Source organism: Paenibacillus sp. NPDC056579, assembly GCF_042793215.1.
Taxonomy (GTDB): domain Bacteria; phylum Bacillota; class Bacilli; order Paenibacillales; family NBRC-103111; genus Paenibacillus_S.
The window spans coordinates 182,577-203,632 of the sequence record NZ_JBHTVD010000007.1 but is presented as its reverse complement, the minus strand read 5'-3'; the positions used below and the strand labels follow the sequence as shown (position 1 = coordinate 203,632).

The 21,056-nt window shown below is 51.3% G+C and carries 18 protein-coding genes; 4 read left to right on the top strand and 14 right to left on the bottom strand.

The genetic code is table 11. From position 1 onward, the window contains the following. Positions 1 to 56: 56 nt before the first annotated feature. Positions 57 to 1,436 (bottom strand): response regulator transcription factor, encoded by a 1,380-nt coding sequence (locus ACFQ88_RS25810; RefSeq protein ID WP_379458499.1) that lies wholly within the window; start codon positions 1,434 to 1,436, stop codon positions 57 to 59. Positions 1,437 to 1,589: 153 nt separating this feature from the next. Here ACFQ88_RS25810 and ACFQ88_RS25805 point away from each other — a divergent pair, with 153 nt between their 5' ends. Further along, a complete protein-coding gene (locus tag ACFQ88_RS25805) occupies positions 1,590 to 3,380 on the top strand; it encodes a cache domain-containing sensor histidine kinase (protein WP_239628959.1) in 1,791 nt (596 codons plus the stop codon). A 78-nt stretch (positions 3,381 to 3,458) separates the two neighbouring features. On the opposite strand, the gene ACFQ88_RS25800 is transcribed toward ACFQ88_RS25805, so the two are convergent. The 4 genes from ACFQ88_RS25800 to ACFQ88_RS25785 form a co-directional block, all read right to left on the bottom strand. Next, positions 3,459 to 4,253: an SDR family NAD(P)-dependent oxidoreductase gene (locus ACFQ88_RS25800; protein WP_379458497.1), complete on the bottom strand. Its 795-nt coding sequence runs from the start codon at positions 4,251 to 4,253 to the stop codon at positions 3,459 to 3,461. 140 nt (positions 4,254 to 4,393) lie between these two features. Further along, on the bottom strand, positions 4,394 to 5,407 hold the full coding sequence (locus ACFQ88_RS25795) for an AraC family transcriptional regulator (RefSeq protein ID WP_379458495.1): 1,014 nt from the start codon (positions 5,405 to 5,407) through the stop codon (positions 4,394 to 4,396). 316 nt (positions 5,408 to 5,723) lie between these two features. Beyond that, the gene (locus ACFQ88_RS25790) at positions 5,724 to 6,116 is read right to left on the bottom strand and encodes a nuclear transport factor 2 family protein (RefSeq protein ID WP_239628963.1); all 393 of its coding nucleotides are present in this window, start codon (positions 6,114 to 6,116) and stop codon (positions 5,724 to 5,726) included. A 44-nt stretch (positions 6,117 to 6,160) separates the two neighbouring features. Further along, the gene (locus ACFQ88_RS25785) at positions 6,161 to 6,622 is read right to left on the bottom strand and encodes a DinB family protein (protein ID WP_379458492.1); all 462 of its coding nucleotides are present in this window, start codon (positions 6,620 to 6,622) and stop codon (positions 6,161 to 6,163) included. 200 nt (positions 6,623 to 6,822) lie between these two features. Between ACFQ88_RS25785 and ACFQ88_RS25780 the strand changes: the two genes are divergently transcribed. Continuing rightward, on the top strand, positions 6,823 to 7,734 hold the full coding sequence (locus tag ACFQ88_RS25780; RefSeq protein WP_379458490.1) for a LysR family transcriptional regulator: 912 nt from the start codon (positions 6,823 to 6,825) through the stop codon (positions 7,732 to 7,734). Positions 7,735 to 7,815: 81 nt separating this feature from the next. Here ACFQ88_RS25780 and ACFQ88_RS25775 read toward each other — a convergent pair whose 3' ends face one another. Genes ACFQ88_RS25775 through ACFQ88_RS25765 form a run of 3 tightly spaced genes read right to left on the bottom strand, consistent with a single transcriptional unit; the run spans position 7,816 to position 10,977 of the window. Continuing rightward, complete coding sequence (locus ACFQ88_RS25775; RefSeq protein ID WP_239635544.1) at positions 7,816 to 8,349, bottom strand: NUDIX hydrolase; 534 nt, start codon at positions 8,347 to 8,349, stop codon at positions 7,816 to 7,818. A gap of 21 nt (positions 8,350 to 8,370) precedes the next feature. Beyond that, positions 8,371 to 8,859 carry a hypothetical protein gene (locus ACFQ88_RS25770; protein WP_379458488.1) on the bottom strand — a complete coding sequence of 163 codons (489 nt, stop codon included), beginning with the start codon at positions 8,857 to 8,859 and terminating at the stop codon, positions 8,371 to 8,373. Between the two features lie 48 nt (positions 8,860 to 8,907). Further along, positions 8,908 to 10,977, bottom strand: a complete 2,070-nt coding sequence (locus tag ACFQ88_RS25765; protein ID WP_379458486.1) for a LuxR C-terminal-related transcriptional regulator — start codon at positions 10,975 to 10,977, stop codon at positions 8,908 to 8,910. 170 nt (positions 10,978 to 11,147) lie between these two features. Here ACFQ88_RS25765 and ACFQ88_RS25760 point away from each other — a divergent pair, with 170 nt between their 5' ends. Then, positions 11,148 to 11,558 (top strand): cytochrome-c oxidase, encoded by a 411-nt coding sequence (locus tag ACFQ88_RS25760; RefSeq protein ID WP_239628968.1) that lies wholly within the window; start codon positions 11,148 to 11,150, stop codon positions 11,556 to 11,558. A 59-nt stretch (positions 11,559 to 11,617) separates the two neighbouring features. On the opposite strand, the gene ACFQ88_RS25755 is transcribed toward ACFQ88_RS25760, so the two are convergent. The 3 genes from ACFQ88_RS25755 to ACFQ88_RS25745 form a co-directional block, all read right to left on the bottom strand. Next, positions 11,618 to 12,556 carry a hypothetical protein gene (locus ACFQ88_RS25755; RefSeq protein WP_379458484.1) on the bottom strand — a complete coding sequence of 313 codons (939 nt, stop codon included), beginning with the start codon at positions 12,554 to 12,556 and terminating at the stop codon, positions 11,618 to 11,620. 141 nt (positions 12,557 to 12,697) lie between these two features. Beyond that, on the bottom strand, positions 12,698 to 13,723 hold the full coding sequence (locus ACFQ88_RS25750) for a hypothetical protein (protein ID WP_379458482.1): 1,026 nt from the start codon (positions 13,721 to 13,723) through the stop codon (positions 12,698 to 12,700). 31 nt (positions 13,724 to 13,754) lie between these two features. Continuing rightward, complete coding sequence (locus tag ACFQ88_RS25745; protein WP_379458479.1) at positions 13,755 to 15,434, bottom strand: RNA polymerase sigma factor; 1,680 nt, start codon at positions 15,432 to 15,434, stop codon at positions 13,755 to 13,757. A gap of 278 nt (positions 15,435 to 15,712) precedes the next feature. On the opposite strand from ACFQ88_RS25745, the gene ACFQ88_RS25740 reads away from it, so the two are divergent. After that, entirely contained in the window at positions 15,713 to 16,969 is a 1,257-nt protein-coding gene (locus ACFQ88_RS25740; protein WP_239628969.1) for an ATP-binding protein, read from the top strand. A gap of 37 nt (positions 16,970 to 17,006) precedes the next feature. Here ACFQ88_RS25740 and ACFQ88_RS25735 read toward each other — a convergent pair whose 3' ends face one another. The 3 genes from ACFQ88_RS25735 to ACFQ88_RS25725 form a co-directional block, all read right to left on the bottom strand. Further along, the gene (locus ACFQ88_RS25735) at positions 17,007 to 18,329 is read right to left on the bottom strand and encodes an ABC transporter substrate-binding protein (RefSeq protein WP_239628970.1); all 1,323 of its coding nucleotides are present in this window, start codon (positions 18,327 to 18,329) and stop codon (positions 17,007 to 17,009) included. Between the two features lie 19 nt (positions 18,330 to 18,348). After that, positions 18,349 to 19,233: a glycerophosphodiester phosphodiesterase family protein gene (locus ACFQ88_RS25730; protein WP_379458476.1), complete on the bottom strand. Its 885-nt coding sequence runs from the start codon at positions 19,231 to 19,233 to the stop codon at positions 18,349 to 18,351. A 77-nt stretch (positions 19,234 to 19,310) separates the two neighbouring features. Beyond that, on the bottom strand, positions 19,311 to 20,297 hold the full coding sequence (locus tag ACFQ88_RS25725; RefSeq protein ID WP_239628972.1) for a LacI family DNA-binding transcriptional regulator: 987 nt from the start codon (positions 20,295 to 20,297) through the stop codon (positions 19,311 to 19,313). Positions 20,298 to 21,056 lie beyond the last annotated feature (759 nt).

Below are 21,056 nucleotides of genomic sequence, written 5' to 3'. Positions count from 1 at the left end.
TAGTCAAAGCTTTTCGGGGAAAACAGGCGAATAAATTAACAGCAGGTAGGAACTTTTTAATGTTCGGACCGGCTGTGGCGTTTCCGGAATTCCATTGGACTTACCCCATGCACTTGTTTGAACAGATGGCTAAAATAACGATAATCCGTATACCCGACCTCCTCGGCTATATCTCCTACCTTCTTGTCACTCTGTAAAAGGAGACGTTCCGCCAGCTTCAATCTATGACGGACTGCGTAACGTACAAAGTTCTCTCCCGTCTGCTGTTTGAATATGCGGCTTAAGGTGACGGAATGAATCGACAAGGCGGCCGCTACCGATTCCAGGTTGATGTCCGCAGCTTTATAGCGGTGTACGAGCTGCATAGCCCTCTCTACAAGATCTGAAGGGGGCTGGTGCGCTTCCAGCTCCGCCAGCGCCTTGATCCCCCCAAGTACGAATCTCTCCAGCCGGTTATTAAGCTCGGCCCAGCTTGTATGGCTCGTGACCCATGAGGTCCAGTACACCAGCTTGTCTTCCTCGACAATAGCGATGTCGTGTTTGGCCGTCATCGTTTCATCCAGCGCCGCCATGAGATAGGCGCATTCCTTGCGCAGCTGTTTCAGCTCGAAGGAGCCGATATGCTGCAGGAACCTGCTCACCTGCTGCTCCAGCATCTGAATATGCTGATCCTTGACCGCTTGCAGGATCGATAGCCGTAGTTCGGCGGACTGCTTGAGCTGCCATTCGCCGGCTTTGCGGGTTCTTATTTCGGATGCTGCAAAAAATTGCTCCGACTCCCACTGCTCCGCATCGCGAAGGAAATAAGAAACAAACTGGTCTCCCCTGCTAAAGCAGCGGCTCTCGTTCCAGCCGGTTTGAACGACAACGCCATATAAATTCCGCTTGTACTTGAAGACAAGTACGGAATGTTCAAGCGGCGCAGCGGCGGGATCGCTCACGAATTCAATACGCTTCGGAACCGACTCATCGTACCAGGCACCCGGTGCAACCAGCTCAATAAGCTCCAATTGAATCGATCGCTCCTTCAACAGCTCATTCATTCGTAGAAAGTCCGACCGTATTCTCGCCATCTCTTCCTGCTGAGCGGCGGTCACCAGCTTCAACAGCTCCTCCGGATCGGCCGGCTTGAGCAAATAGCCCATCGCGCCAAGATGTATGGCTTTCCGCGCGTATTCAAATTCGCTGTATCCAGTCAGCAAGTATACGCGGGCTGCGGGCAGCTCCGCTTTAACAATCTGGAGCAGCTCCAATCCGTCGAGCCCCGGCATCATAATGTCCGTAATGATAATTTCGGGCCGGATACTGCGCACTTTGTCCAATGCGTCATGCCCGAAGCCTGCATCGAATACTTCAATTGATTTGTTTAAGCTGTTCAATTTAAAAATGATCCCCGATCTGACAGCGCTTTCATCGTCAATGATGCAAATTCTCACCCCTACCACTCCCCTGAAAGGAAATCGGTTGCAATGAATCGAATACTCTCTTGAAAGGTCCTGACCTTAGTTAATCACAAGACCAGGCTGATTGGCGAGCGAATAATTTGGTTCTTAAGGATGGTGCGCCTAATGCTTCGAGGAGTAATGACGATGGATCGCAAATTCCGCAACTTATCTCTGAAGAGCAAGCTGTTTGTGCTGCTGATTGCCATCTCCCTCGTCCCTACCTTGACGGTCAGCTTCATATCCCAGTTTGTCCTGGTTCGTTCCAGCACCGACTACACCGCAACCCTCTCCTCCCAATTGGTAGAGTATATGGCTACCGAAATCAACAATTACTTGATTGGGATTAACGAAACTCTCAATCCGGTTGTTATTCATTCCGAATTTCAAAAGTTTCTATCGGTTTCCAAAGATAATGTACCTGCGCAAGCGAATTATTCGATCAATTTCAGACCGCTCCTTCAGCTGATCATCCAGTCCAAGAAAGAAATTCTCAGCGTGCTCTATTTGGATAACTTGGGTAAAGTATATTCCGAATCTCAAAAAGTGCATATCCAGTTCGAATATCCGTTTCAACAAGATCCTGTCCTAAGCAAAGTGTACACCATGGAGAAGGAAGGACTGCTTGTCCCCCATCCGATGAACTATGCCATCTCCCCTGCACAAAATCAGCAGGTCCTCACTTTCGTCAAGCCTGTCATTGATCTAAGACAACAAACCATCGGCGGATGGATCCTCATCGAGATCGACGCAGAATGGTTCCAGAAGCTGATGGACCACACACGGCTGGGACATAACGGCCATATGCTGCTGTTTAGCAGAGAATCGGGAGAGCTCATCCATTTCGGGCAGCCTTCCTCGACGATAGACGGGCTTCGTGAGCAGCTAATGCTCCGGCCTGACGGTACGGATCAGTTTCTGATGAATGTGGAAGGAACACGCTACCAGGTTATGTACAGTCCGATTCCGTTAGGCAATTGGACATTGGTCGGTATCTCGGATCTGGGTGAAATGAATCAAGGCATCCGTCAGGCTCAGACGCTTACCTTTATCGTTGCATCGATCAGCTTTATCATTGCGCTGCTGATAGCTTTTCCTTTTATGGGGGTCGTCCTGAGACCGTTATACCGGCTGAAATCAGGCATGCAGATGCTTGGGCGCGGCACTTCCGTCCCGATCGATCATTCGGTGCAGGATGAGATCGGATTTTTGATCCGTACGTATAATCGGATGCTCGATGATCTGGACATATTGAGGCAGGAAGTGATTCGGACCAGGCTTAGCGAAAAGGAAAAGGAGCTGCTGCAGCTTCAAGCCCAGATCAATCCGCACTTCCTGTTCAATACGCTGGAGACGATTGAATCGTATTCGCTTCATAACCATGGCGAGGCGGTCAGCGACATGCTCCGATGCGTATCGCGGATGATGAGATACAACGTGCGCCAAGACCGCGGATTGGCTCCTCTAGCGGAGGAAATCAAATATATCCGTGACTTTTTGCATATCCATTCCTATCGTTACGGGGAGAAAGTGCAGGCTGAATTTGAAATCGAGCCGGAGCTGCTGGATACTCCGATCATGAAGCTTAGCCTGCAGCCATTTGTGGAAAACTCCTTGAAATACGGCTGGAGCCCTGCTCGCGGCAATGCCGATTTCGTTCTGCGCCTGTCTGTGCAGGTAGATAATAACCAATGGTTAGTTATTGTTTCGGATAACGGACGCGGCATACCGGATGAAATTCTGCACAAGCTGAGGACGCTCACGGAAAGCGACGGCGAGAGCTCCGATCCATACTTCATGCAGCACACGGGGATTATGAATGTATACAGGCGCTACGCGCTAGCTTATGGTGATCAATTCTCCATGAAGCTTGAACGCAACGATAAGGAGGGGCAAGGCACAAGGGTTGTAATCAGGCTGCCTTACGGGAAGATGTAGAGAGTGAGATTGTCCGGTAAAAAGAAATCAGCAGCCCTGGACGTTATGATGAAGTCCCGGGCTGCCGCCGTTACAACGTTAAAAAATCGTCGGTACCATTCCCCCATCCATGCGGATCGGAGAGCCTTTCAATGCGGATGCATAGGGACTGCATACAAACGCAGCCAGTCTGCCGATTTCAAAAGGCTTAATAAATCGCTGAATTTCAGATTGAGGCAGGTTGGCAGTCATGAATGTTTTTTCTTTTTCGGAAAAAGTCATATCTTCGTTAGGGTACATTCCGTCAATGATTTGATAAACCTTTTCAGTGAGGGTAGGTCCCGGCATGATTGTATTGACTGTAACTTCGGTTCCTGCTGTTAATTTTGATAAGCTTTTGGACAAAGATAACAGCATGGACTTGGTCATACAATATTGAGGCATCTGCCCTGAAGGCATCACCGCTTCTTCACTTGCAATGAAGATAATGCGGCCGTAGTTATTGTTTACCATTTTAGGCAAATAAAATTTACATAATCCATTGGCAGCAAGAACATTAGTGCGGAAATAGGTTTCCCACACCTCATCGTCAACATCCTCATATCGCATCATTTCATAGATTCCCATGCTGTTAACTAAAATATCCACCTCAGGGTATTTTTCAAACAACGCTTCTCTTTGTTGAATATCCACTAAATCGGCGGCAGCATTTTGAGGAGAGGTATTCGGAAAAGCTTCCTTTATTTCATTTACGGTTCGTTCTGCCTCTTCATCATTTCTTCCGTTAATTAGTACATGAACGCCTTCTTTGGCAAGCTCAATAGCAATGGCTTTACCTATGCCTTTCGTTGATCCTGTGACTAGAGCCGTTTTATTATATAATCCCATATCCATAGTACGTGTCTCCTTACAAAGTCGATTTGTCCAATAACATAGGATTATCTTACTTTGTCCGGATGGATTGGTAACTAGCGCACGGTGCCAAAATTCTTGCATAACACGCCAAATCCTTCAGCTGCGAAAATACCGGCTCTCTATCGTGTGCCTAAATGCTCCGTTCGCCAATTGGACGGGGTAGCGCCTTCCCAAAGGCGGAATGCGCGGTAGAACGAATTCTGGTCTTCATAGCCAATCAAGAATGCCACTTCTTTAATATCAAGCGAAGGGTCTGCCAAATACTCTCGTGCCTGCTCATGTCTAGCTTGTGTCAACAGATGCTTGAAGCTCGTGTTCTCGTCAGTAAGCCGGCGCTGCAAGGTGCGGTCGCTCATACCCAGTTCCTTTGCGACAGCCTGGATGTCGGGGCACCCTCCTGTGAGGCTGCGTTTCACGATCCATTTGACCGTATCGGCAATCGAGCGGCTGCGCTGCCGCTGTTCATCCAGCGACCGGTCCAGAGCAGGGGTCAGAATGTCCAGCAGCTCTTCGTTGTACGATACGAAGGGTCGGTCCAAATCGGCTCGCTTCAGCGTCAGCCGGTTCCTTACAGCACCAATCCGGACAGGGCAGCCGAAGTAAGCTTCGAGGGCCTGCACATCGCCCATGGATTGTGTGAATTCAACGAGCCGCGCCGTCAAAGCCTGACCTGTGCCCCGGCGTCCCAGCTCCAGCAGACATGCCAGTGTGATGCCAACCAGCAGCGGGGGACCGGCTTGCTCGCTATCGAGCCATTCCAACTCGATGGTGCAGTTCTCACCCTCTTCGGCGATAAGTAAGCTCTCGGGCGGGCACAGCTGCTTGTACCGCGCCATTCGGTTCAATGCGTCGCGGTAGTCACGAGCGTGATAAGTCGCTAAGACGGTCGGCGGGTACTTTGCCGTTTCAAAGGCAGTCACAAGCTGGATGACTCCTTCAGCCGTATCGCCAATGAGATCGGAATAAGCCTGCCAGATCGCGAAATATTGGGCGGTAGTCACTGCCGGTTCCGTAATTACGGTGAGCGGAAGTCGAGCTTTGCGCGCTACATCGTGGGGGGCAATCCCCAGCTGACGCAATCCTTCCCAAAATCCCGGCGGAATTTTAATCCGGTCTGTGGTGTGAGACTTCAACTGCATCAGCCTCCTCCAGCTGCTTATATATAAAACTGTTAGTTGTTTGATGTCCTTTTGTAACCGGGATAGGTACTATAGTACCTCACCACCACTGCTCTGTAACTGGAATTAGATTACATTATTTTTACTTCCGGACGAACCGACTGCCTCGCGGAGATCCGGTAGCTGGAGACCAAGGCTTTACGAAGGCTTCAACAGCAAAGCAAAGGTGTACCGCAGCCGAATCGACAGCGATACACCAATTTTTTCAGAATACCTTTATTGGGAATACGGCCAGAGACTATAGAGGCTAATGCAGCGGCAGCAGCTCCCTTTAAGGGGTCTCGTAGTTTTTGAGCGGCATGCCTACATATTCGCGGAAGGAACGGATCCTATCCGCTTCGAATTCGAAGACAACCGTTAACTCATTGCGGTATGGCAAACCGCTCAGAGTTCCTTCCGCACGAAATACTACCATCCCGTAGCTATCATTCTCAAGCTCGATAAGCGGAGTCAGCCGCACCTGCAATACGGAGCGCTCGAACCGGATCAATTGCTCGAACCGTTCTCTGCCTTGCTGCTCGTAATTCCAGCCCTCCAACGGGAGTGGGACGAAGAAATGAAAGTCCTCCGTAACCTTATTAAGGAAATCTGCCGTATGCCCTGTTTCAAAAGACCTCTTAAAAGCATCAAATACTTCACGGATCCGGGAAATCGATTGTGTCATAGTAAATGCCTCCTGATTTGGCTTTTATTATGAGGTTAGCTTTATTAGACGAGCTTAAGCTGGCTCGATATAACTCCAAGGTGAATTGCTTCATGCAGCAAAGCGAAATTAAACAATTCTCCGGCTGTAACAAACTGGAACGGACCCATTTCAAACGGCGACGGCAGCTTTTGCGTAAGCATTTCCGGTGTCAGCTCGGACAGACGGGTTAGCTGTGCCGCTAACATCCCTATCAGCTCCTCCTTCGACGGAGGCGTTACCGTCCAATCCGCAGGCTTCGTACCGGAGTTGAACAATGCTTCATAATGAGCCGGAACCGCGGATGGGGAGCCGAAGCTTAGCGTAGCGTATTTATCCAACCAATAAACCATATGACCGATATTCCAGCGTATCGTATTATGGAAGCCCTCCGGCTGGATGTCCATCTGTGCCTCCGATATCCCTTGCAGCTGGCCGATGACGATTTGACGCAACACTTTCCCTGTATTGATGATCGATTGTGCCATGATTGAATCCTCCTCATTAGTCATTAGTGGTTGTTCCCTTTCACACCCTTATCTTACCTTTGCACACCGCAACGCAACAATCACGTAATTCCGATGCAATCGATCGGTTTCAGTAATGATTCTCTTTAGAAATTGATGGGAGTGGGGGTTAGCGATTATAATGACGAAGAAAGATCGATCATCGAAAGGGGAATTGAGCATTGGAACTTCGACAGCTTGAATACTTTGCTGCCATTTGTAAGGAGATGCATTTCTCCAGGGCGGCCGAAAACCTCTGTACCACCCAGTCGAACCTAAGCCAGCAAATCAAGTTTTTGGAGAACGAGCTTGGACTCCCTCTTTTCGATCGTATTGGAAAGCGGATCACGCTGACGGAAGCAGGAAAGATTCTCCTCGAGCAAAGCCAGAACATCTTTGAGCACGTTGACTACGCCAAAAGGGCGATATCGGATCTGAAGAGAATGGAAGGCGGCAGGCTGGACATCGGCATTTTACCGGGTGACGGGGATTTGCTGTTTAATGCGTTACTTATCGATTTCCATAAGACCTATCCCAAATTGTCGATCAGCGTTACGGAGACTACGGATGTCTATGAACAGGTCCTTAACGGCACCAGAGATCTCGGAGTGACTACGGTACCTCTCAAGCCTGATGAAAGCATTGCGATTATTCCCATGTTCCATGAGGAGTTCGCACTGGCCATCCGGTCGGATCACCCTCTGGCAAAGCTAAAGGCTATTCCGTTCGAGCAGCTTCAGCAGCTAAAACTGGTCATGTTCGGCTCTGAGCATCAGATTACTAAGATCATCCAGTCGTGCTGTCATGACAAAGGAATTGCGATTGACAATCCGATAGTAACCTCAACCTTATCGACGCTTCTGTCTTTGGTGGATCAAGGAATCGGAGCCTCCATTCTTCCCCAGATGCTGCTGGATTATATAGACCATGAGAATATTGTTTCCGTAAAATTGCTTCACCCGACACCCAGTCAAGACATTTGTATCTTGTATCGCAAGGACAAGTTTATGGGGCAAGCAGCGAAGCTGTTTATCGAGGAATTGCAGTCTTTCCTTCAGAGTGTCGTGAATCATAACAGTCGTTCGTTAGGATAAGGATAAATTTTGTGCCCCGGCATATAAAAAATCAAAACGGTAGCCGCGTTTGCCGACTACCGTTTTTTATTGTGAAAATTTTCATTCGAGGAAATGGTCGTCTCTTAATTTGTTCAAAACGAATTCGTGCGTTGGAAATGCCAATACCGGAAGTTCGCTGTAAGAAAAAAATTTCACTTCCTCCAAATCGTCTCCCGCAGCCAGCTGGCCACCGATTATTTTGCCGAAATACCAGATAAGTACACTCTGTGCTGCGGGTTTGTGAAAACCGGTGCCAATAAACCGTTCACCATAGTTGGAAGTAACCGTATAAACCGATGTAATATCTACGGTTAAGCCTGTTTCTTCCTTGAACTCTCTTGTAGCTGCATCGTTCACATCTTCCTCCCACTCTACGTGGCCGCATGGAACGCACCAGAGCCCTTCATAGCTGTACCCTCTCCGCCTCTTACCTAGCAAAACTTTACCGTCCCTTAGTACAAGTACTGCAACGCCTGCCGTAGGATTCTTATAAAAAATAAAGCCGCACGAGGTACAAATCGGTGGCTTTGATGTCTCGTTGTTTTCGTTAAGACGCAGCCTGCCCCCGCATTTAGGACAGAATGGATATCTCATTTTATTCATGTGGCCTCGTTGTCACAATGGTTTAATAACCTTGGCAATAGCCTTTAAAACCAGATCGCTTTTCTTCACCATAGTAAATCCGATTGCAAGCTCCGCCAGAACTATTGCCAAGTCCGTTTTACTCATATAGCCCAGACCCATAAAATCTATATAAACCACGCTTTGAGCAACAAACAAAACAAAATCCGGGATAATAAATATTAAATAAAATATTCCTACAACGTGGATTACCATACTTTTAAGCTCTTCACTGTTGAGCCCGATTTCTTCCAGTTCATTAAACCGAGGAATACTAAAAATAAAGGTTAGCGATCTTGCCGAAAACCATAATATGATGCTAGATAATATGTAAACTATGGATGGATAAGTCATTCTAACTAATTCACTTGTATCGAAATATGTGGCCATAACCCCGTGATATAGTTCTTCAAGGAGAAACAATCCTTGACCAAAAAGTAAAATCGATACTACTTTTAAACTAAAATAAGTCATTTCCTTCATTTATGTACTCCTTCTTCTCCACGAACAGGCCCTCACGCCCCGTCTTTTTTACTGGAGCACCAGCTTGATCAGCTGACTGCGTTTCTTCACCTGCATTTTCGTATAAATAGAGCTCAAATGCTTCTTCACCGTAATCTCGCTTATAAACAACCTTGACGCTATTTCGATGTTGGTATGACCTTCAATGACACATAAGGCGACTTCCCGTTCGCGTTCCGTTAGCCCGAATTTGACCAGCGGGTCCTCTTTCACCCGGCTCACCTCGGCGGCTTCCTCAGACTTCGGCACAATACCGATCCGACGGAGCAGAGCCGCAAGAAAAGCGTCCAGCTTATCCCCTCTCGTATCCAGCACAAAAGTAGGCGTAGGCGTCTTGCCGTCGTAGCTGCAATGGAACACATCCGGAGCCGCTTCGAAGCCGAGACCGATATGTGAATCGTAGAACATCGGAAGCGGAGGCGGAGAAGTAAAGAACAGTTTGCCTGAGCACATGTAGCTGTACATTTGTGAGCTTGCTTCCAGTAGAAGTGCGGAATCGGTCCAATCCAGGACATCGATGCTTTTAATAAACCAGCCGGCCGCCTCCGATTCAGGCACGCCAAGTGCCTTACGCTCTGCTGCCGTCATACTTCGGATATAAGGGCCGGAGAACGGATTGTGCTCCAAATACTCCAATGTCCCCCGGTTAATCGGTATGATGGCTGACAGCCCGAGCACCGCTCCGTCCCGCGACTTCATCAGCATAACCGACGGCTGTCCTAAGCCAAGCAGCTCCTCTAGATCCAGCCCCTCGATGGCGTACAGCATCTCCTCCTTGGAAAGCGTCAGCTCCAGCAGATGGCCTGTCTCAGGATCTACGCCGCGTTGAGTAATGGTTCTTGCCTCATTACGGCGCTGCTGCAGGTACTGCTGCCCTTCCCCAAGATTAGATGCAGACAACGGCTCCCAAATTAATTCATTGTTCCATGAGGTGTTCATATGCGCCCTAATCATCGCATCGCCAATATAACGAAACAGCTCCCCTACTTCCCAGGACACGTCCCGTTTGCCATGCGCCGCTTTGACAATAGACGAATAATAGAGGACGCACCTCTCCATCAGCTTACCGTATTGAACCGGGAGTCGCTCCCTTAGATAGCTTCGCGTGCTTTCCCGCATCAGGTCATGCAGAATCCACCCTCTGTCGATCTTACGCACAAAAGAAAGCGCTGTGAGCTTACCGAACGCATCTGCGCTTATTTCCCGCTCCACGACATAGGCGAGCAGCTCCTGATTGAACTGCCTTAGCATCGAAGCCGCCTCGACAAGCTGCCCGAGCTCTTCGTCCGGCACTTCAATAAGCCACGATGAAGCGAGCTCCGAGGACCATCCCTTGTCATACAGCGGACCGCTCCCTTCAAGAAGCTCCGTCGATACGGCCAGCGACAACGACAGCCCGTGTCCTCTCGTACGCTCCCACAGCCGTTCTCCTTGAGACCCTTCCGTTAAACCGCATTTGCGTGCATAGGCCAAGACGTCCGTCCGGGTCAAATGATCGATGGCAAGCCAAAGTGTCCTCTCTCTCCAAGCCGGCGATACGAGCCACTGCCCCTTAAGCGGGTACCTGCCCGCCAGAAGAACCAGGATTCTTGAATCCAGCCCTCTCAATAAGCGCTCTCTAAGCCACCCTTCCATACCGGCCATATCCTCAAAGGTATCCAGCGCCACAATGACTCGACGTTCCTGCGCCAGCCGGTTCAGTCTCCCTTGTAAGACAGCAGGCAGATCCTCATCTTCGTTGTCCTTTCCTTTAAGAGATGGAAGCTGATGGAGCAGTTGTCTGCACAAATCGTCACCCGTTCTTCCCAGCTCTCGGCTATCGACCAGTAGAAACACCGCGTCGCTCCTTCTGGCTTGCCTGCGGAACGCATCAAGCAATGTACTTTTGCCTACGCCGCCTGTTCCATATAGATTCCAAATGTGCTTGCTCATCGGCTCGCCGGCCAAAAACCTCTCAAACAGCGCTCTCTCCTGCTCGCGGCCAACCAGGAATTGCCCCTCGCGCTCGTCTATGCTTGGAGTAGCATGCTGCACGGTATTCGCTTTTCCCCCCTCGAATCGCAAAACGTCTCCTTTCATTTCAGATCCTCCCATATTTGTCAAATAAAATGATTCTCCGAACTTGAATTCAACTAAAGTATACAACCAAATTATACGGTGGGATAGTACCATGCCCCGCATACCGGATGGTAAGGTAAGGTTAGTGCAAAAGAAGCATATTGCAGATGAAACGAGAAAGGATGAATGAAATGGGAGTTCGTATGTTACAAATCGCATCGTTTTATTTTCTGATCGGAGTCGTGATGGGGATGGGCATGTCCATGACCGAAAGCTACGGCCTCAGCCCGGTCCACGTCCATTTGAACCTGATCGGTTGGGTATCTATGGCTATAGGCGGCCTCGTATATGACCGTTTCCCTTCAGCGGCCCGTACCTTGGGCAAGGTGCATTTCTGGATGCATAATGTCGGCGTCCCGCTTATGATGGGCGGTCTTGCCGCATACATTCTCGGCTTCGCCGCCCTCGCCCCGCTAATCCCTGTCGGGGGCATTCTGATCGTGCTTGGCACTCTGGTATTTTTCATCAACATGGTGAAAAATGTGCATACCGTCAAAGAGGTGCAGGCCGATCCATCGGCTGCGAATCACACGGTAGGTTAAAACCCGCCTAGAACAAATCCCTGTTCTGTACTGATGCCGCATGTTGCGGTACAGTGCGGCTACCTAACCCAAGTCAATAGCCGCTCCAGCAGCCCCCACCCCTCTTCCTCGAGCTGCCGGATACCGGTCAATAGCTCCACCGCTTCCCGGCGGCGGTCAGGGTCATCGATTGGCGCATGCGGCTGCATCCATGGAAACAGCTTGTTCAGCGACTGAAAGTTCTTCGCGATTACGCCATAATGCTCGGCGGCAGTACGCAGCTCATCACCCGGCCTGCCGTCGAAATGCTCGCTTGCTTCCAGCAAAAACCGATAAGCATAAAGACGGCTTTCATGAAACAAATCGATGAAATAGCCCATATAAAAGCTCTGGATCGCGTTGCTGCGCAGCAAACCGATCCATTTGCCGTAGGCGGCGGGGCCGGAGTAGAACGTGCGGCCTCCCCACCCGTAAGCCCCTCTCCGTGAAAAAGAGAGGGCAAAGTCCAAAGCTGCGCCAAGAGCCCGTCTTGCATCAGATGGCTCCGCTGCGGACGCCCAATGCAAGGAAACGAAGCCGCCATAGCCAGGGTCTCCGGTATACACGCCATCGCTAGGCCGATCCCCACTGCTTGCACGAGCCCGGCAAGAGGAGCACGGGCAATAGTTGCGGCCCAATTCCGTCCATGGAATGACCGCATCCGAGCCTTCGTGTCCTTTGCCGCCGTGCCACGAGTGCGTATAATAGCCATCGGCGTCATACGCGTAAATTAGCGACGTTTCGTTGCCGAGGTCGAGCTCCTTGGCGAACACCGGCAGCCCGCGGTCGAGCGCCGTACGGGCCGCATCCCAGGCTTCGCGCTGAAGCTGCGGAAATTCCGCCGCATCCCCAAATGTGTGAAAGCCTTGAATATCCAGCCCCAAATGCCGGGCGAGCCGGAACATATCTTCTTCCGGCTCCCCGATGTTGGGAGCGGTCATGGTATCATCAATAACGGCCGTGAATGCATTTCCGGTCATGCCGTACACCCAGGCCGGCGAACAGTTCAGACTCAAATAATCGGCGCACGACTTGAGCGCTCCGATATGGGATTTATGAAAACCGCTAAACCGGTATGATGTTAAAGCTGCCGTTGGAATCGTAGTCCCCTCCCTTCAGTTTCAATCAATCTGTAAAACATTCGCAACGTTCCGGAAAGACTCGATTGCAGCCGCATCCGCTTGCTTCGCCTCGTCCAGCAGTCCGGCCGCCTGCAGCCGCCGCTCCGTATCTTCTATGAGTCCTCTGGGCTGCTCCCATGGAAACAGCTCATACACTTGATGGAACAGATCGCGTACACGGCCAAAACGCAGGATCGCATCATCAATTGCATCCTCCGCCGCTTCACCGAGCCGTTCCTTCGCTTTCTGAAGGAACTTGAGCCCATTCGTACGGCATGTATCCCATTCATGCGTGTGATAGGCAAAGAACCAGCCGTCCACCGCTCCTTGCCGCAGCTTGGCAGTCCAATGCTCGTAAGCGGCCGACCCTGCCCGGGTCCCTGGCCCCGTCAGCCGCCCGTCGGCGAACTCGACGGCAAGCTGCAGCGCTTCCCTGACCGTGCGCACGTCATCCTCCGGCTCGCCGTCCGGCATCATCCAATGCAGATCGATCAAGCCGTCTCGCTCGCCTAGCATTTGCGCCGGGACCGATTTGGTATCATGCCAGCAGCTGATAATATAGCATGCGGCCGATTCATCGTATCCTTGCACGACGCTGGTTTCGCCGTAGTTGAAGTCGAAGCCGCGGCCGAAGCAAGGATAGCCCGCAGCAATAGCCCGCTTCGCCGCTTCCCAGGCCTGCCCGCGAAGCTGCTGCAGCTTCGCGCCCTCCGCCGTCTCGCTGATGCCCTGCACGCGGACGCCCAGATTGTTCAGCAGCGCAACCATCCGGCTGTACGGCAGCTCGTTCAGCACCGGAGCACTGTTCACTTCATCCCCAACGCGGAACAGAAACGGCAGCCCGATGGCCCCGTACAGCCACGGAGAATGTGAATAGCTGCGGCCCCAATACTTGAAGCTTGCACTGTAAGCGTTGATGATCGATAGGTTGCTTCGGCTCCCGTCGTACTTATAGCCTTCAATGACTTTTGCCATTTGTGCAGTCTCACTCATACCTGTATTCATATCCGTATTATTGGTATTCATCTCGTGGCCTCCGAATCATTTAATATGTACCTCACAATTCCATAGCAGGAGGAACTTCTATCCCATCCAGGCAGCGGATCAGCCGCTCCAGAACGAGCACGCCGGCTTCCTCCGAGCCCTTCGCCCTCTCGAGCAGTGCAATCGCCGCTTCCGGCAGAACAGGATCGTCCGGTGAGCCGCCTGCCGGAAACGGAAATAGCGCACTCAGCTCCTCAAGCGCCTCTGCGCCCGACTCATAATGCGCCGCAGCCTCTCCCGCCACCGCTCCGGCTTCCGCCCGCCCCGCGTCCGCGAGCTTCCGTTCCAGCCCGCGGAGGAAGCCTGCGGCATGCCCTCTCGCATCGGCGGCTACTTCGGCCGTGTAGGCGTTGCCAAGCGGATCCGCTCTGCGCAGCAGCATGGCCGACTGCCATGCGTCGTAAGCGGCCAAGCCGCACACATAGCCGACGAATGTCCATTCGCCGTATGCATGACGCACCGCCATGTTCAATGCATGGCGGACCGCCTCCCACTCGCCGGTCTCCGCTTCCCCCGTCACGGCCAATACGAACAAACCGCCCGACTCCCCGCGTCCGAACCGGTCATACGGGATCGACCTTCGCGCTTGCGCATCCTCCGCATACAGCAGCAGCTCCTCATCGTCGTAGCCGTAAACGACTCCGAACTCCGGGGCGAACAAATCCCAGGCTATCGCCGGCTTGCCGTTCGCAATGGAGCTTCGTATCAGCGCGATTCCTTTGTTCAGCATGAACGGCGTCGGCGGAGCTCCGCCATCTCCGGCATGCTCGCTTACAAGGCCCAGGTTCAGCAATCCGTCGCGAAACTTCGATTCCCAGAAGTACATCGACGGACCCGTCGCATCGATCGTCTCCTCTTCCACCGTCAGCCGGAACGCCTGCCCGGTTAGACCCATTACTTCGGTCAAGGAGTAATGCCCCCTATTAACATGAGGAAGCACCGCGAATACCGCACCGGCAAACGACGTTTTGCAGCGTTTCCACTTCGCCGATCCCGGCCCTTGCGGCAGCGGAAGCACCGCTTTAACCATGCTGCTGTTATCCCTGTGATCCCGGACATAATCGGTCAGCCGAACCCGCAAGCGCTCCTCCTTCACCTTATCCTTGGCTCGGGCTAGCGATTGATAGACGCTGGCCGTCGACGTGCGAAACAAGCCGGCAATTTCGTGGGGCGACAGCTGCCTGAAGAAGTGTGCCTCAAACACGGCCCGCTCCTTGGCCGTCAAGCACCGGAGCAGCTGTCGCATCGTCTCGAGAAACTCTTTGCCCGCAAGCCGGACCGACGGATCTCCCTTCTCGCAGGTTGCTTCCCGGCCATCGCTCATGTAATGCAAAATCCGGTCCAGATCCGACCAGTCCATCCCGCCTGTCATACGCGTCTCTCTCTCAAACGACGTAAAGGTTCGTTCCCGCCCGGAATGCTCGCTTTTTCTCAGCTTCATCAGAGCTTCGTTGCGTACAATCCGATGCAGCCACGGCAGGAAGCGGTCCATGTCTGCCAGCGTGCCCAGATGCATAAATGCGCGCAGCAGCGCCTCCTGGACGATATCCTCCGCCAAATGAGGATCCCGCGCAACACGTCTCGCCCATCCGAACGCTGTGGCCCGATGGCGCCGCACCAGCTCGCCGAATGCGTCGCGGTCTCCGCTGCGTGCGCGTACGATCAGATTGCCGTCCGTTCCCCGGTTATCCATCCTTTTTCCCCTCCCCTATATAGTAAGATGCATGAAAAGTGTCAAATTGATGGTAAAATCCGGCGGATATTCATTTTTTTCCATTATATCATGCGGTATCGGGGGATGGATGGTGCACATGGCGACGAGATATCGGAATGAAAGAGTAGTGCGAAAGATGGGAGAAACGGGCATAGAAAAGGTTATTATTTCACCCAAAATTTAAAGAGGGGAATGCAGGATGATGTCGAAATAACTAGGTGTGTCCTATAGATCCTGATCAATGTGGGGTTGAATTGATGAATTTGTTGAAAGATTTAATGCTGCAATTATTTTTTTCAATCATTCCTTTCATAATTTTCAATATTTATTATCAGAAAAAAACGAAAAATTTCAGCCGCATTTTTATCGCCATTACAAGCTCCATTTGCATGTTGACCTCCATGACCTTTTCTGCCAGCGTGGTGGAAGGCATTATTTTTGACATCCGGTATGTCATCTTGTTTTTCGCAATAGTATTCGGAGGGTTCCGGATCGGACTGCTTCTGCTTGCCGAGCTGGTAGCATACCGCTTTTACCTTGGCGGGGAAGGCACTTGGGTTGCCATGATCATTGTTGCGTGTTCGTTCCTGGCCTCCATCCCGTTAAGCACTATGTACCGGAAAAGCCATCGCAAAAAATGGATGACCGTCCTTACCGGGATCGTCATCTCTATTATTCCCTTAACCTTTACCTGCATCTTTTTCCTCGACTATGTCAAACAGCATCTGACCTTTCATCTATTGATCATTCCAGCTCAGAACTGCCTTGGCCTTGTACTGCTAATGTCTCTATTCAGCAAATCCGTATCGGACAAGGAGCTGTTCATTCAGCACGCCCGTATGGAAAAAATGGAAGCCATGAGCCACGTAGCCGCTTCCCTTGCCCATGAGGTCCGAAACCCGTTAACCGCTGTCAAAGGGTTCCTGAAGCTGATCCGGGAAAGCCCGAAGGAATACCATAAGGTACGCCAGTATATCGATATTTGCATGGATGAAATCCTGCGGACGGAAGCCATCTTGTCCGAATATTTGTCCATTACGAAGCCTCCGGCCAACCGGCACGAGCTGATCAATTTTTCGGAGCAGCTGTATTTGGTCTCCAATGTCATGACCCCGTTCGCCACTATGCATAATGTGGAGCTGGAAGTACAGCCGGCCGATACGCTCGTACGCCTCACCGCCAATCCCGATGAAATCAAGCAGGTGCTGGTCAACTTCATTAAAAATGCCGTTGAAGCTTGCACGGACATATCGGACGGCAAAGTTACCCTGACGCTGAGGGCGGAAGAGAAAAATGCCATCCTCCTCATCAGAGACAATGGCATCGGCATGAATCAAGAGCAGATCGACAGGCTCGGATCGATTTATTTTTCCAACAAAACGAATGGAACCGGACTCGGGCTTACGTATTCCTATCATGTCATACACGCTCTAGGCGGCATGATTACCGTATCGAGCAAGCCGAAGGCAGGGACGACCTTCAAGATTGCAATCCCCTTTGGAGCCCCGAACTAGTGCAGGGTTTGCGTTTGTGTGGGGGCAAAGGCACAAGCTATTTGCCTGCATTGATTTCATCGATTTTTTTGTTGAACGCTTCCGCAGCTTCCCGTAAGGCTGTATTCGTGTCCTTCCCGTCTTTGACGGAAGCCTTCAAAGCATTGCGCACCGCCGTAATTCCCTCCTTGTCGTACACGGTCTGGGCATAAGGCTTGGCCGGCGTCATATTGACCGCCTTCAGGTTTTTTCCAGCCATCCAGGTCAAGTCCAAGCCGAAGGCATCTTTTATTTTCGAATCCTTCAATACGCTGTACCTTCCTTGCCGGGACATATCCATCTGCACCTCGTCGGACAGCACGGCGGAGATGACCCGAAACGCATCATCCTTGTTGCTGCTTGTTTTGGACAGCACCATGAGATGTGCATCGATCCCGGGACTCGTGCCCGGCAGCTCCGGCCATACCGGGAAAGACACCATGTCCCAATGGAAGTCCTGGAACGCGCTCAAGTCGCCCAACAGGTTGATATCCGCGAGCATCGCGAGCGTACGCTCTTTATAAAACAGATCGCTGGCCTCTTTATTGAACAAAATAGGACTGTTCCCCGGAATGGAATGGATCGCGGTCGTCATATCCAGCACCCGCTTCCACTCGGGCGTCTCGATTCCCGCTTTATTCGTGGCCGGATTGACGAACGGGGCGGACAGCTGCGCCGCCAGTCTTTCAGGCACATTCGGCATGAGGCCGCGGTAGGCCGTTCCGTTGTCGTCGCGCGTCAGCTTCTTGGCCAGCTCCGTCACCTGATCCCAGGTCATGCCGTCCTTCGGATAGGGTACCGCGAATTTATCGAAAATATCTTTGTTGTAATACAGCGCATGGAAATTTCTGGCATAAGGCAAGGCGGTAATATCCTGCCTTTGCGTCGCCGCCTTTACGGCCTCAACGGCCTGGGGCTCCAATCTCGACAGATCGAGACGGTGCTTTTGAATCAGCTCATCGAGCGGGGTCACCAAGTCCAGATCGAGAAACTCCGGCATTCCGTTGACATTGTTGGTAATGACGATATCCGGGACGTTGCCGGCCGCGACCAGCTCGGACAGCTTGGAGCCTTTGGCGTTGTAGATGGACATTTCGACCGTAATCCACGGGTATTTCTTCTTTACCGGCTCGGTAATATAGCGTTTGAACTCGTCTTCCGTCAAATAGCCTTGGCTCTTGATGCCGACGCGAATCGTAACGGGCTTCTGCTCGGCAGGCTTCTCCCCCGCATCCGCTTGGCCTGCAGAATCGGTCTTCGATGAACAGCCGCTTAATAACGTCACCATTACACAAACGGCCAGTCCTGCGGTTTTCCAATATGTATGTTTTCTTGTATTCATCGCTCTCCACTCCTTGTTTCTATATGGTTTGTTTCACGATTCGCATGCTGTGCTGCAGCTCCAAAAAGCTCTTCAAACGCTCCGGACAATCCGTCTGAATCATATTGAATCCGTATCCGGTCATCCACTCCCAGCCCGGCTCCTCATCAGGGTGCCCTCCGCACAATGACGCCTGGATGGAATTGCACCAAATTCGCTGCTTCCCTCTCATCGGTTCGAAGCTTTCTTCGGTCAGCATCGGGCTTCCCAACGCTGGAAAGACGAGCTCTATCGCCTTGGGCTGAGCTTGGCTCAATACCATCGGAAGCTCATGGAAGTTCTCTTCCTCCACCACATGCATGTACTCGGGAGGGTTCGTTTTGGACTGTAAAAAGGCCGCCACCTCTTCGTAATGCGCGCTGCTTTTGAATAAACCGTGCGCAAGCGTGTCCGTCTTCACCAGAACTTCGTAGACCGCTTCGCGAACATCCCAGCATTTGTCCAAATTGATCATGATGCTCCCTTTGGCCAGAATCATCACTTCCTCCAGCCTCGCCACTCTCATGCTCGTCAGACCGGATTCCCCGCCTCCTTTCCCGTCGCGCAAATAGAACGTTTGTATTTCGGCCAGTGTGAGTTCAGCCACCTTCCCGCTGCCGTTCGTCATCCGGTCGACGGTTTTGTCGTGCATCAGCACCAAATGTCCGTCCTTCGTTTGGCGCACATCGATCTCAACCATGTCGATCCCCATCTCGATGCAGGATTGAACAGCGGCGACCGAGTTCTCGGGATAGCGGCGCCAATCGCCCCTGTGGGCAACGATTAAGGTACGTCCGTTCGGATCGTTGAACTCGGCATAAATATCATCAAAACAGCGGGCATCGCAACACGATGATTCTTCCTCCAAAAACGAGCTTTGTGTCATAAACTCCATCTCCGATTTCTCTCTTTTAATGGTTCACCGAAAAAAGTAATCGATTACTTTTTATATAAAAAGGAAACTCAGGTTTCCCTTTTGACCAGCCGATGCTCAACTATGAGTCTTTTGCTCTGGTTGATTTCCTGCTGCTGTATTTTTTGCAGCAGCAGCTGAACCGCAGAATGTCCGAGCTCATAGGCCGGTTGGGTAATTGAAGTCAGAGCAGGATTCGTAATTTCCGCGACGTACGTGCCGTCGAAGCTGATGATCCCGACCTTCTCGTCGAGCAGAACCGCGCCGTCCTTGATTCCTTTTAAAATATAGGACGCATGCATGTCGGAATGAGTGATAATCCCGTCGACGGGTACCCCTGCTTGAACAAGCTCGTTGATCATGTCCTTCATTTGTCCATAGCCTTTTTTCGGCTGCAGGACAAGCTTGTCCTGAAACGGGATGCCCGCTTCGCCGAGCGCCTCTTTATAGCCCGCCATCCGGTCCTTGACCGAGCTTGAGTCCTTTGAGCCCGCTACGTAAACGATATGCCTGCAGCCCCGGCTCAGCAGCTCCTTGGCCGCATCGTAGCCCGCCTTTTTGTTATCTATAGAGACATAGGTAAGGTTAAGGCCGTCAAAATACTCGTTGCACATGACGACGGGGTACCGGTCGTTCAGCTGGCTGACGATCTTCTTATTGGCACAGGATGAAATAATGACAATTCCGTCCGCTTGGCTCGTGCTGAGCATCGTTTCGTACGTTTCCCACTCCCGCTCGTTGGCATCCGTTGTCCCGATGATGACTTTATAGCCGCTGTTGCGTACGGCTTCGTTCGCCCCTTTCACAATACCTGCATAAAAAGGGTTGGACATCGAAGACATAACCAGCACGATTGTGAAGCTGGCTTTTTTCCTTAAGCTTTTGGCCAGCATGTTGGGCTTGTAATTCAGCTCCTCGATAGCCTTCAGCACCTTGTTGCGGTTCAATGTCTTGACCGTCGGATCGTTGTTTAACACCCTCGATACGGTAGCCACGGACACGTCGGCTCTCTGGGCGACTTCTTTTACTGAACTCATAGGCGACATCCTCACAAAAAAATAATCGATTACAAAATGAAGCATACGGTGAACTAGTTTTAGATTAAATGGACATTGTTATCGGAACGTCAACCGCTTGTAAATCTTTTTTTAATTTTCCGCTACACTTGCGGATGCTCCTCCGTTTAGTAAAACTATCACAGGATTTTGTACGGCAGCTCCCTTGATTCTCATTTTGCGTTTTTCGGGGCTCCAGGAATAGCATGCAGCTTGATCACTAGCTGATCGGACACAGCTTCCGCTATTTCGCCAAATCAGGGCCTTTTTTGTTTCCTTTCGGACAGAGAATCCCTTATTCGCTCAAATTTGGGGATTTTGGGGTGCTGGAGAGAGCAATAACGGATCCTGTGTCCGATAGATCGGCATTTTAACACTTTTTCTAGGGTATAACGGATCTGGTGTCCGCAAGATCATTGAAATTGGTGAGGGCGGTATGGAGATCAGCTCGAGGTTAGGATATTTTCTATATCAAAGTGTTTCAACTAGGCTCAACGTGGACAATGCCTAGCTCGTTTTCACTAAACTGTCCGGCACTCATCACTCAGCTCTCTACTTGAATACACAACGCAGCAATTCACTCCTGCTATACCTCGATAAATCGCGAACAATCCAACTTACCTCCCTCCTGCCCCTCCAATATCAGTCTCCACCCAGCTATCCACCGCACAATCCCTCCGGCTCTACAACTCAACTCACCAACCGGACACAATCCTACTCGCTTCTCACCTCACTCTCCGT

Bases quoted from the DNA above. Each gene is read 5' to 3' on its own strand.
- ACFQ88_RS25790 (WP_239628963.1), bottom strand. From the start codon at position 6,116: ATGACACAATCGATTTCCCGGATCCGTGAAGTATTTGATGCTTTTAAG.
- ACFQ88_RS25735 (WP_239628970.1), bottom strand. From the start codon at position 18,329: ATGAATACAAGAAAACATACATATTGGAAAACCGCAGGACTGGCCGTT.
- ACFQ88_RS25805 (WP_239628959.1), top strand. From the start codon at position 1,590: ATGGATCGCAAATTCCGCAACTTATCTCTGAAGAGCAAGCTGTTTGTG.
- ACFQ88_RS25725 (WP_239628972.1), bottom strand. From the start codon at position 20,297: ATGAGTTCAGTAAAAGAAGTCGCCCAGAGAGCCGACGTGTCCGTGGCT.
- ACFQ88_RS25760 (WP_239628968.1), top strand. From the start codon at position 11,148: ATGGGAGTTCGTATGTTACAAATCGCATCGTTTTATTTTCTGATCGGA.
- ACFQ88_RS25800 (WP_379458497.1), bottom strand. From the start codon at position 4,253: ATGGATATGGGATTATATAATAAAACGGCTCTAGTCACAGGATCAACG.
- ACFQ88_RS25770 (WP_379458488.1), bottom strand. From the start codon at position 8,859: ATGAAGGAAATGACTTATTTTAGTTTAAAAGTAGTATCGATTTTACTT.
- ACFQ88_RS25745 (WP_379458479.1), bottom strand. From the start codon at position 15,434: ATGGATAACCGGGGAACGGACGGCAATCTGATCGTACGCGCACGCAGC.
- ACFQ88_RS25750 (WP_379458482.1), bottom strand. From the start codon at position 13,723: ATGAATACCAATAATACGGATATGAATACAGGTATGAGTGAGACTGCA.
- ACFQ88_RS25755 (WP_379458484.1), bottom strand. From the start codon at position 12,556: ATGACCGGAAATGCATTCACGGCCGTTATTGATGATACCATGACCGCT.
- ACFQ88_RS25730 (WP_379458476.1), bottom strand. From the start codon at position 19,233: ATGACACAAAGCTCGTTTTTGGAGGAAGAATCATCGTGTTGCGATGCC.
- ACFQ88_RS25775 (WP_239635544.1), bottom strand. From the start codon at position 8,349: ATGAGATATCCATTCTGTCCTAAATGCGGGGGCAGGCTGCGTCTTAAC.
- ACFQ88_RS25785 (WP_379458492.1), bottom strand. From the start codon at position 6,622: ATGGCACAATCGATCATCAATACAGGGAAAGTGTTGCGTCAAATCGTC.
- ACFQ88_RS25765 (WP_379458486.1), bottom strand. From the start codon at position 10,977: ATGAAAGGAGACGTTTTGCGATTCGAGGGGGGAAAAGCGAATACCGTG.
- ACFQ88_RS25740 (WP_239628969.1), top strand. From the start codon at position 15,713: ATGAATTTGTTGAAAGATTTAATGCTGCAATTATTTTTTTCAATCATT.